The organism is Pseudomonas syringae, from assembly GCF_021605415.1.
In the GTDB taxonomy this organism is placed as follows: Bacteria; Pseudomonadota; Gammaproteobacteria; order Pseudomonadales; family Pseudomonadaceae; genus Aquipseudomonas; species Aquipseudomonas syringae_S.
In genome coordinates this window covers 86,700-97,472 of sequence record NZ_WKEQ01000019.1, presented here as the reverse complement: position 1 = coordinate 97,472, position 10,773 = coordinate 86,700, and the positions used below count along the sequence as shown (strand labels likewise).

Here is a 10,773-nt window from a genome sequence, read left to right as displayed (position 1 = left end):
GCCCGAAGGACACCACCCGCAATATCCAGTTGAACCAGGAATTCACCGTAAACATCGTCAGTGACGCATTGGTGGAGGCGATGAACGTCTGCGCCGTGCCGTTCGCCCCCGGCTTCGATGAATTGACGGCGGCGGGCCTGACCGCGATACCCGGCACCACAGTGAAATGCCCGCGTATTGGCGAAGCTCCAGTCGCACTGGAATGTCGGCGGATGATGGCGCTGAACATTGGTCAATCGCGGGAGATCATTTTTGGTGAGGTCTTGATGGCCCATGTGCGGGATGAACTGATTGACCCGAAAACCTTGTACATCGACCAGTTGGGGCTGGACGCGATCGGGCGCATGGGCGGGCATGGTTATGCGCGAACCCGGGATTATTTTGATCTGCCGACGCGTACGTTGCAGGCGTGGACAGAAGCGCCGGGCGGTGGCGATCGACTGTGGCCCTCTCCACGCTGATCGTTCCCATGCTCCGCGTGGGAACGAGCGAATGTAGCAGCTGCCGAAGGCTGCGATCTTTTGTTGTTGGGGTCAGCGGAAATCGCGGCTTTGCACGTGAATGCCGTCCAGCAATGGGGTCAGGTCGCTCAGTCGTCCGGCAATCAAATGCCGGACTTCGCCCTCTCGCTCCCAGCGTCCATCGACCTTGAGCAACTGCGATCCCACCAGCACCTTACGCTGGCGTTCAGCCAGATCGCGCCAGACCACGACGTTGACATTGCCGAACTCATCCTCAAGCGTCACGAAGGTTACGCCGCTGGCGGTGCTTGGCCGCTGACGCCCTGTCACCAGCCCGGCAACGCTGACCGGACGGCCATGTTCAACCGTCATCAACTCTTGAGAACTTCGACAGCGCCGGGCCCTTAATTCATCGCGCAACAGCGCCAGCGGATGCGGCCCCAGCGTCGTGCCGACCGTGGCGTAATCAGCATACAGATCCTCGCCGACACTCGGTTTGGGCAGCGCCACTTCAGCCTCTTCCTGACTCGGTAACCCGGCGAACAAGCCCAGCTGTTTCTGCACCCCGGCCACTTCCCAGCGCGCCCGATGACGATGGCCAGCCAGACCGCGCAACGCTCCTGCATCCGCCAGCAAAGCCTGGGCCCGGCCATCGAGTGCTGCGCGCTCGCCCAGATCACCGACATCGGCAAACGCCCCTCGCGCCCGGGCGGATTCAATGCGCCGGGCATCGTCCTCACGAAACCCCTTGATCATCCGCAGCCCCATGCGAATGGCAGGCTGCGCGCCGCTGATCGGCTCCAGACTGCAATCCCAGTCACTGGCGCGCACATCGACCGGCCTGATCTGCAACTGATGACGCCGCGCATCCTGAAGAATCTGATCCGGGCTGTAAAAACCCATTGGCCAACTGTTGATCAAGGCACAGGCGAAGGCCGCCGGTTCGTGACATTTGAGCCAGCAACTGGCGTAAGTGAGCAAGGCGAAACTTGCGGCATGAGACTCGGGAAACCCATAACTGCCGAAGCCTTTGATCTGTTCGAAAAGCTGGGCCGAAAATTCCGCTGTGTAACCGTTTTTCTTCATGCCGGCGGCCAGCCGCTCTTTGTGCGGCTCAAGCCCGCCGTGGCGTTTCCACGCGGCCATGGAACGGCGCAATTGATCGGCCTCGCCAGGGGTGTAGTCGGCGGCGACGATGGCGATCTGCATCACCTGTTCCTGAAACAGCGGCACACCAAGCGTGCGTTTCAAGACTGCTTTCAACTTTTCCGAAGGATAAGTTTCCGCCTCTTCCTTGTTCCGTCGCCGCAGGTACGGGTGAACCATGCCGCCCTGGATCGGGCCGGGGCGGACGATGGCGACTTCGATCACCAGGTCGTAAAACTCTCGGGGTTTGAGCCGTGGCAACATCGACATCTGCGCCCTGGATTCGATCTGGAACACACCGATGGTGTCGGCGCGGCTGATCATTTCGTAGGTCGGCGCGTCTTCGGACGGGATCGTCGCCAGGCTCAAATCCTGATTGCGATGGCGGCGCAGCAGGTCGAAACAGCGGCGAATCGCGCTGAGCATGCCGAGGGCGAGAATATCCACTTTGAGCAGCCCGACCGCGTCGAGGTCGTCCTTGTCCCACTGGATGATGGTGCGGTCGGCCATGGCGGCGTTTTCCACAGGTACGAGGCTGTCCAGCGGCTGTTCGGAAATCACGAAACCGCCAGGGTGCTGCGACAGGTGTCGGGGGAAGCCGATCAGTTGCCCGGTCAGGCTCAATACGCGGCGCAACACCGGGCTGTCCGGGTCGAAACCGCCCTCGCGCAAGCGTTCAACCGGTGGAGTTTCGTCGCTCCAGTGGCCGCAGCATTCGGCCAATGCGTTGATCTGATCCGGCGGCAGCCCCAGCGCTTTGGCGACATCACGCACCGCGCCGGCCGCGTGATAGGTGCTGACCACCGCTGTCAGCGCCGCCCGATGACGACCGTAACGGCGAAAGATGTATTGCAGGACTTCTTCGCGGCGTTCGTGTTCGAAGTCGACGTCGATGTCCGGCGGCTCGTTGCGCTCGCGCGACATGAAGCGTTCGAACAGCAACGTGGTGCGATCCGGATCGATCTCAGTGATGCCCAAAGCAAAACAAACCGCCGAGTTGGCCGCCGAACCGCGTCCCTGGCAAAGAATGCTTTGCTCGCGGGCAAAGCGCACCACGTCGTGCACCGTCAAGAAATAGCTTTCGTAGCCCAGCTCGGCGATCAGTTCGAGCTCATCATCGATCTGCTTGATCACCTTTGGCTGAGCCCCTTGCGGCCAACGCCAGGCAATGCCCTCTTCAGTCAGATGACGCAGCCAGGAACTGGCGCAATGCCCCTCGGGCACCAGCTCCTTTGGGTATTGGTATTTCAACTGGCTCAGATCGAACGTGCAGCGCCGGGCCAGGTTCACTGATTCCTGCAACAGGGCCGGCGGGTACAACTGAGCCAACACGTCAAGACCGCGCAAATGCCGCTCGCCGTTGGGGTGCAGGCGCAACCCGGCCTCTGCCACCGGAACGTGATGACGGATCGCAGTCATGGTGTCCTGCAAGGCGCGGCGACCCCGGGCGTGCATGTGCACATCGCCGCTGGCCACGGCGCGAATCTGCAACGCTTCGGCCAGGCCCATCAACGCTGTCAGCCGCTGATGATCATCCTGCCCACGGTGTAACTGCACCGCCAGCCACAAACGCTCGGCGAAGGTCTGCCGCAGCCAGCGGCCCTCCTCGAGATCGGTAGTGGTATCAGGCACCCACAACGCAAGCAATCCGGGCAACGGTTCGCTGAAGTCTTCGCGCAGCACTTGATACAGGCCTTTCTGCGTACGACGTCGCGCCCGGGTGATCAAGCGGCATAGCGCTTGATAGCCCTCAAGGTTTTCAACCAGCAGCACCACTTTCGGGCCGTTGTCGATGCGCATCTCGCTGCCGATGATCAGCGGCATTTCGACGGACTTGGCCGCCTGCCAGGCGCGCACGATGCCGGCCATGGTGCATTCATCGGTGATGGCCAAGGCCTGATAGCCGTGTTTTTTCGCCCGCTGGAACAGCTCGAGGGCATTTGAAGCACCGCGCTGAAAACTGAAGTTCGACAGGCAGTGCAGTTCGGCATAAGCGGGGCTCATCCGAACCAGCCTTGCAGCCACAACGGGCCGCCCTCGCCCACCGCCCGGTAGGCCCAGCCTTGCTGGCCGCTGCGGTTCTGGATCAAGTAATAATCGCGGCGCACATCTTCGCCATCCCACCAGCCGGACTCGATGCGTTCCGGGCCCATGAGGATTCGTGCCGAACCATCGGTTACCGCTTGCGGTTCGGTCAGCAGCCAGCCCGGACGATGAATGCCCGGCAACGCAGCGCATCGCTGTTTATCGACACCGGGCTTCCAGGCGCATTCAGGTCGGTGATCGGCCTGAAACCCTACGCCCTGCACCGCTTCATCACCCAGGCGCGCACGCAGGCGTTCGCGCAATTGCTCCCAGGGCAACGTCTGTTGCGGACGATCATCGAACAGTTCCTGATGCTGCGGCACGAAGGTCGGCAAGTCTTCGGCACGCAGCCGAAAACCGCGTACCGGCGCTTCGACCTGCACCTGTTCGAGGCGTCCGCGCGCCAGTTCAAAGAGCATCGCCGGATCGCGTTCGGCACTGAGCAGGCCGACCTTGATCAACGTGTCTGGCAGCCCGGCGTGTTCCAGGTGCAGGTCGAAACGCTGAACGCCGCTGTCGCGCCCGCACAGGAATGCCGACAGATCGGCGGTCAATCGTCGCAATGGAAATAACAGGGCTTGAGTGGATTGCACGTCGTAGTTCAACTCGATGCGCACATCAAAGCGATCCGGTGGCAGATAAAAGCCCAAGGCCAGTGGCCGTGCACCGAACAGCACGTCGAGGTGCTTGAGCACCGGTGCCTCGAAACGCCGCGCCAATGCCTGACGCGGTAACGCCTGCACCTGACTGAGGTTGCGCAGGCCCATGCGCGACAATGCCGTGGCCACGCTCGGCTCAAGACCGACGCGGTCAATGGGCAATTGCCCGAGGTGATGCTGCAAGGCTTCGCCATTGGGCACCACCAGGCCGTCATAAGCGTTGGCCAATATTCGCGCCGCCGCCGGGTTGGGCGCGGCGACGATGCGATGACGAAAGCCCAGCTCCGTCAGCTCTGCACGCAAGCGAGCCTCGAACTGCGCCCACGATCCGAACAGGCCCAGACTGGATTCGATTTCGAACACCACGGTTCGCGGGTAATGCACGCTGACCTGCGCACTGAAACGATAGGCCCAGGCCGCGAGAAACTGCTGCCAGTGACCGACCTCGGCCACATCATAATCGGCGGTGACAAAGCCTTTGCTCAAGGCCTGGGCGGCGGTCATCGACATGCCCGGACGAAGGCCCAGCGCCCGTGCCGACGTGTTCGCCGCTTGCAACACCCGGCGCTGGGCCGGACCGCTGAGCAGCACCAATGGTTCATCGGGATCAGGGCGCTGACGCAGCACGGCGTCCAGCGCCAATTGCGGAAAAAGAATGCAGACCCAACGCATGATGGTTCAGTGACCCACGGCAAAGGCAATCGGCGCGCTGCGAGCCAGACCGCCACGGCACTTGAGCACGCGCAACTGCGCCGGCCGGGCATCGATGGCGATGCGCAATGCCGCCGGCGACGGATTGATCGCTTCGCTCAGTGGCCGCCAGGCAAACGCCAGGGTCTGGCCGGTTTCCGCTGCCACTTGCAAACGCCGCAACGCCCGGTCATCGGCCTTGTTCGGCCAGCACAACACCGCGCCGCAACTGCCGGAACGCAAGCATTGCTCGGCCGCCCACAAAGCATCACGCTCAGTGGCCTGGATGATCGACAACTGGCGCAAATCGACCCCGGCATTCGCCCAAGCCTGCGGGTACGGCACGAACGGCGGCGCGACCAGCACGATGCGCTCGCCCGCCACCGACAACCGCGCCAGGGTCGGCCACACCAATTGCAGCTCACCGACACCGGGCGAGGCGATGAGGATTTCGCTCAATGCCGCTTCCGGCCAGCCGCCACTGGGCAGTGCCGCGTCCAGCGTTGCATGGCCGGTGGGTTGCGGGCTGGCAGTCGGGGGCGCAGGCCGGCCCTTCCAGACCTGGCCACCATTGAACAGCGTATCCAGCGCGACGACGGCCCCCATCAGCCTTGCCTCACCAGACCGCAGAACACACCTTCGATCGCCAGATCCTGATCGACCCGCACGACAATCGGTTCGTACGCCGGGTTACGCGGCAACAGGCGCACCGTTTCGCCGACCTGCTCGAAACGCTTGATCGTCACCTCGCCATCGAGACGCGCGACAACGATCTGGCCGTTCTGCGCGACGGGATTGCGCCGCACGCCGACCAGATCGCCATCAAAAATACCGTCCTCGATCATCGAATCGCCCTGCACCCGCAGCATGTAGTCCGGCACCCGGGAGAACAGCGCCGGGTCGAGCATCAAGCGATTGTGCACGTCGGGATCGGCACCGATGGGCGCGCCCGCCGCTACGCGACCGAGCACGGGAACCTCCAGTAATTCCGTACGCGGTGGCTGATTGAGCAAACGAATGCCCCGGGCCTGATGGGCATTGACCTCGATAAACCCGGCTTCGGTGAGCGCCAGCACATGCTTGCGCGCCACACTGCGCGAGGCAAAACCAAAAGCCTCGCTGATTTCAGCGAGGCTTGGGGGCTGACCGTGCTCGGCGATGCGATCGCGGATGAACGTCAGGATGGCGGTACGGCGGGGAGTCAGAGTCGTCATGGAGTACATTTGTACTCCTGTCGGTTTTTTCTGACAAGCACCGCCAGTCAGAACACAAAATCCCCATGCGGGCGTGGGTTGCCATGGAATTGGCGGAGCAGCCTGTGTAGGAGTTGCAAATGACACGACGCCATCGCTGGCAAGCCAAGCTCCCACAATGTCTTGCGGTGTATCCGGATTGCATGGCCCAACACGAATCACACAGTAGGAACTGCCGAAGGCTACGATCTTTTAATGGCGCTTGAGGATCTGATCCATCACCCAATCGGTTTTCAAGGCCTGTTCAGCCACCGCAGGGTGTTGCGACTCTCCACGGATATGCGCATTGATGCCCAAGACGTGATGCCACTGAATGTGGTCGTGATGCGCAATGTCCAGGCTGATGTCTTCTTTGGCGTGCAGCTCGACGGGGTGCTCATCGAACACCGAAAAAACGATCCGCCCAAGGCTGCCGATGATCTCGACCCGATCTTCGCGCCGATCCGCCACGAAGTTCCAGCAGCCCATGCCCAGCGCCCCGGAGGCGAATCGCCAACTGGCACTGACCGCATCTTCCGCCGTATACAAACCGGCCTGGCGGGCGGTGAAACCGGCAACCTCGGTGATGTCACCAAGCAAATACTGGAACAGGTCGAACCCATGGCTGGCGAGGTCGGCAAAGTAGCCGCCGCCGGCCACCGCCGGATCGGTGCGCCAATTATCGTTGCCGCCCAGATCGATCGGCGACGGGGCTTTGGTCAGCGTCCAGCTCAGGTGCCGCACCTCGCCGATTCGGCCCTCATCCAGCCATTGCCGCACTTGCTGGAAGCGCGGCAGCGAGCGTCGGTAGTAGGAAACGAACAAGTGCAGACCGGCATTGGCGAACACTTGCTGCATCTCACGACTTTGCCCGACGTTGAGCGACATGGGTTTTTCCACGCAGCAATGTTTACCGGCGGCAGCGACTTTCAGACTGTAGGCGTAATGGCTATCGGGCGGCGTGGCGATGTACACCGCGTCAACTTGCGGATCGTTGATCAACGCATCGACGTCGGTGTAGACCCTGGCAATGCCGTGACGCGCGGCGTAATCGCTGACGGCCTCGAGCCGGCGCCCCATCACCGCCACCAGCGCAGAGCCCGGCGCCTTGTAAAAGGCCGGGCCACTCTTGCGCTCAGCGACACTGCCACAACCGATCATGCCCCAACGCACCACGTTCATCGTCACCCCTTGAGTTTCAACCGAGGCGCAAGGCGCGCAGATCGAGATGACCGTCCTTGAGCGGCGGGCACCAGTAGTAGCCACCGGTGATCGGTCGACTGATGCGGTACAGGCCATCGACAATGCCATCTTCCAGACCGCTCATGCGGCGCAATTGGGCTTCGAACGCGTCGAGGGAATAACCGAACGCGAGAAACATCAGGCCGGCACGGTCGCCATCGATCCACGGCATCGACCGGCGCACAACGAAGGCTTCCGGTGCGAAGCTTTCCTGGGCGGTGCGTTTGACGTGGGCGGAAACCGGCGCGTCGTCGATCTCTTCGTTGTCGCTCAGGCGGCGGCCCATGATGTTGTCTTTGTCATCGGCGGACAGCGCATGGAAACCCTTGAGGTCGTGCTGCCATTGCTGGATCGCGGCGAAGCTGCCACCGACCAGTCCGTCAGCGCCTTCGCTTCGCAGCGCGGCAGCAACAGCGGCTTCGTCGTGGGGGTTTTCAGTGCCGTCTTCGTAACCGGTCAGGTCATGGCCGGTCATGTGGCGGAAGGTTTCATTCATCTGCACCAGACGCAACGCCGGTGCGAGCGCGGCCTCGACGGCGTTGCAACGATTGAGCAGTTCACCCCGGTCGACGCCGTGCAGCCAGACCCATAACGCGTGCTGGGTCGACGGATTATTCACGCCGACGCCAGTCATCGCCGGGAAGCTGCGCAAACCGTCGATCTCGACGTTGATCGCCTTGAGCAGAGATTCGCCAAAACCGACCACTGCCGACTTGCCGTCCACCAGGCTCATCAAGGTGTCGAACGCCTCGGGCAACGCGTCTGCCGACTCGAGGGCGAAGAACAGATGACGCGCTTGCGGGGGAACGGGGGTGGCGAGAATGCCCGGCTGGTAGTAACTCATGTGAACTCCTTGGAAAGTGCGCGGAGTTTACCTGTAGCCAGATAGTTTGTGGGGTTGAAGCAAAATCAAAAGATCGTTTGCACGCGGCCTGAGCCTGCGGCAGCGCCTGCACGGGGTGTGGTGGATTCAGTCGCTGGGCTTCTGGCGGAAGCTCACTGCCAGGCGATTCCAGCTGTTGATGGTGCTGACGGCCATGGTCAGATCCACCAGTTCGGTCTCGTCGAATTGTTCGCGGGCAAGCGCATAGACGTCATCCGGCACATGGCTTTGGCAAAGCAGCGTCACCGCCTCGACCCACGCCAGCGCCGCGCGCTCACGCGGATTAAAGAACCCGCTGTCGCGCCAGACCACAATCGCATACAGCCGCCGATCAGTCTCCCCGGCCCGTCGCGCGTCAACGGAATGCATGTCGGTGCAGAACGCGCAGCCGTTGAGCTGCGAGGCACGGATCTTGATCAGATTGAGCAGGGGCGGCTCGATGCTCAGGTTACGGGTCAGCGTCTCCATGGCGATCATCGCCTTCATCGCCTGAGGCGACGCACTGTAGTAATCCAGACGCGGGGACATGTTTGAGGTCTCGTCATAATGCGTATGACGATCAATTTAGGCGCTCACGCGCGGACAACCCAGCCCCAATTCCACGAAAAATCGCTGCACCAATCACCAGTTGAAGCCGACGCCGCGATCCCGGTTGGTGATGCGTTGACTGAAGGCTTGCTCCTACAGGGATTTGGGTGAGCCCGAGAAATTCTGAATTGCCCGCAATCCTGTGGAAGTCTGGCTTGCCAGCGATGGCGTTCGTCGACCGTGCTCAAATCTTCGCGGGTAAAACTGACGTCTGGAGACCAATTCCGGGGTTTTACACTGCACAACTACTGCCAAACCGGCAACAGAGGTAATCTGGCGGGCACTTCTTTCGCTGCGGAGCCTTGTCGGTATGGAACTTCACGTTGTCATCAACGGCCGCAAGGATCTGGCGGGTCAGTTGTATCAGCAGTTGCGCGAGGCCATCGAGTCCGGACGCCTGGGCGCCGGCACGCAGCTGCCACCCAGCCGATTGCTGGCGGAGCAACTGGGCATTTCGCGCAAGACCATCTCCGACACCTACGCCCAACTGACTTACGAAAACTTCCTCACCGGCGTGATTGGCAAAGGCACGTACGTCAACGCACGTCCCGCGCCGAGCCAACGCAAGCAGGCTCACTCCGAACTCGCTGCCTCGGACATCATCGAACGTTGGCGCAACCTGCCGGAGTTCTTGCGTCACCCGACGCTCGAAGGGGCGCTCCGTTATGACTTCATCGGCGGCGCCACCAGCAAGGGCCAGTTCCCCCAAGACGACTGGCGCCGCTGCACGTCTCATGCGCTGCGGCAAATTGGGGCATCGAAGGGGTTTTACAGCGTGCCCGAGGGTTTGCCGGCGCTACGCAATGCGATCGCCCAACACATCGCGTTTTCCAGAGGCGTGAATTGCCAGGACGACGACGTGGTGGTCTGCAACGGCGCGCAACAGGCACTGGATCTGCTCGCGCGTGTGCTGCTCGGCGCTGGCAGTGTGGTGGCGATTGAAGACCCGGGCTACCCGCCCGCGCGTCTGTTGTTCGATTCGCACGGGGCCACAGTGGTTGGCGTGCCGGTGGATGCCGAAGGCATGCAGGTCGAACACATCCCCGATGGTACCCAGGTAATTTACGTAACACCGTCGCACCAATTTCCGCTGGGCATGCCGATGAGCCAGGCACGCCGTGAAGCCTTGCTCGCCCGTGCATACGAACTGGGCGCGATCATCATTGAAGACGACTACGACAGCGAGTTCCGCTACGAAGGTCGGCCGACAGACTCGCTGCATAATCTCGATCAGCGCGGCATCGTCGCGTACGTCGGCACCTTTTCGAAAACCCTATTGCCCGAGTTGCGCCTGGGCTATGCCATTCTGCCGCCAGCGATTCTCGAAGCGGTAATCCGTGCCAAGCAGCTCACCGATCGACATGCCTCCACCCTGCCGCAATGGGCATTGGCCAAGTTCATCGCCGAAGGTTGCCTGCTCAAGCACATCCGCCGCTGCCACGCCGTTTATACCCAGCGCCGCGAGCGGATTCTGGCGCGCATGGCCACGGATCTGGCGCCGTGGCTGGAAGTGGTGCCGACGTCGGCCGGTTTTCACATGACAGCGCTCTGCAAGGTGCCGTTCGATGTACCGCTGGTCATTGAACTGGCAAAAAAGGTCGAAGTCGGGCTGTACGCCATCGACGACTTTTATTACCAGCAGCCCGTCAAAACCGGTCTGTATTTCGGCTTCGGTGCCATTGAAACCCTCGACATCGACACGGCGCTGGATCGCCTGCACGACATCCTCCAGCAAGTGGCCTGAGCGGATTGGTATGGCGGTTTAATGGGCGATTGGTTATTGGCGT

The 10,773-nt window shown here is 61.8% G+C and carries 9 protein-coding genes; 2 read left to right on the top strand and 7 right to left on the bottom strand.

Features of this window, described 5'->3' with window-relative positions; all coding sequences use genetic code 11:
• On the top strand, positions 1 to 461 hold a 461-nt coding region (locus tag GIW69_RS15260), incomplete at its 5' end, for a flavin reductase family protein (RefSeq protein WP_236483506.1).
• Positions 462 to 533: 72 nt separating this feature from the next.
• Here GIW69_RS15260 and GIW69_RS15255 read toward each other — a convergent pair.
• The 7 genes from GIW69_RS15255 to GIW69_RS15225 all read right to left on the bottom strand — a co-directional run bounded on the left by GIW69_RS15255 (position 534) and on the right by GIW69_RS15225 (position 8,926).
• A complete protein-coding gene (locus GIW69_RS15255; protein WP_236483505.1) occupies positions 534 to 3,632 on the bottom strand; it encodes an error-prone DNA polymerase in 3,099 nt (1,032 codons plus the stop codon).
• Positions 3,608 to 5,023 (bottom strand): Y-family DNA polymerase, encoded by a 1,416-nt coding sequence (locus GIW69_RS15250; RefSeq protein ID WP_236483504.1) that lies wholly within the window; start codon positions 5,021 to 5,023, stop codon positions 3,608 to 3,610. The genes GIW69_RS15255 and GIW69_RS15250 overlap by 25 nt, the downstream gene beginning before the upstream one ends.
• A gap of 6 nt (positions 5,024 to 5,029) precedes the next feature.
• On the bottom strand, positions 5,030 to 5,647 hold the full coding sequence (imuA, locus tag GIW69_RS15245) for a translesion DNA synthesis-associated protein ImuA (RefSeq protein ID WP_236483503.1): 618 nt from the start codon (positions 5,645 to 5,647) through the stop codon (positions 5,030 to 5,032).
• On the bottom strand, positions 5,647 to 6,264 hold the full coding sequence (gene lexA, locus GIW69_RS15240; protein ID WP_236483502.1) for a transcriptional repressor LexA: 618 nt from the start codon (positions 6,262 to 6,264) through the stop codon (positions 5,647 to 5,649). Before lexA ends, imuA begins: the two co-directional genes overlap by 1 nt.
• A gap of 222 nt (positions 6,265 to 6,486) precedes the next feature.
• Positions 6,487 to 7,455, bottom strand: coding sequence for a Gfo/Idh/MocA family protein (locus tag GIW69_RS15235; protein ID WP_236483501.1), 969 nt, complete (start codon positions 7,453 to 7,455; stop codon positions 6,487 to 6,489).
• Positions 7,456 to 7,471: 16 nt separating this feature from the next.
• Entirely contained in the window at positions 7,472 to 8,359 is an 888-nt protein-coding gene (locus tag GIW69_RS15230; RefSeq protein ID WP_236483500.1) for a Dyp-type peroxidase, read from the bottom strand.
• A 126-nt stretch (positions 8,360 to 8,485) separates the two neighbouring features.
• Positions 8,486 to 8,926 (bottom strand): carboxymuconolactone decarboxylase family protein, encoded by a 441-nt coding sequence (locus tag GIW69_RS15225; protein WP_236483499.1) that lies wholly within the window; start codon positions 8,924 to 8,926, stop codon positions 8,486 to 8,488.
• 370 nt (positions 8,927 to 9,296) lie between these two features.
• On the opposite strand from GIW69_RS15225, the gene pdxR reads away from it, so the two are divergent.
• The gene (gene pdxR, locus GIW69_RS15220; RefSeq protein ID WP_236483498.1) at positions 9,297 to 10,730 is read left to right on the top strand and encodes a MocR-like pyridoxine biosynthesis transcription factor PdxR; all 1,434 of its coding nucleotides are present in this window, start codon (positions 9,297 to 9,299) and stop codon (positions 10,728 to 10,730) included.
• Positions 10,731 to 10,773 lie beyond the last annotated feature (43 nt).

Coding starts and splice junctions, on each gene's coding strand:
- GIW69_RS15250 (WP_236483504.1), bottom strand. CDS start 5,023: ATGCGTTGGGTCTGCATTCTTTTTCCGCAATTGGCGCTGGACGCCGTG.
- imuA (WP_236483503.1), bottom strand. CDS start 5,647: ATGGGGGCCGTCGTCGCGCTGGATACGCTGTTCAATGGTGGCCAGGTC.
- lexA (WP_236483502.1), bottom strand. CDS start 6,264: ATGTACTCCATGACGACTCTGACTCCCCGCCGTACCGCCATCCTGACG.
- GIW69_RS15235 (WP_236483501.1), bottom strand. CDS start 7,455: ATGAACGTGGTGCGTTGGGGCATGATCGGTTGTGGCAGTGTCGCTGAG.
- GIW69_RS15230 (WP_236483500.1), bottom strand. CDS start 8,359: ATGAGTTACTACCAGCCGGGCATTCTCGCCACCCCCGTTCCCCCGCAA.
- GIW69_RS15225 (WP_236483499.1), bottom strand. CDS start 8,926: ATGTCCCCGCGTCTGGATTACTACAGTGCGTCGCCTCAGGCGATGAAG.
- pdxR (WP_236483498.1), top strand. CDS start 9,297: ATGGAACTTCACGTTGTCATCAACGGCCGCAAGGATCTGGCGGGTCAG.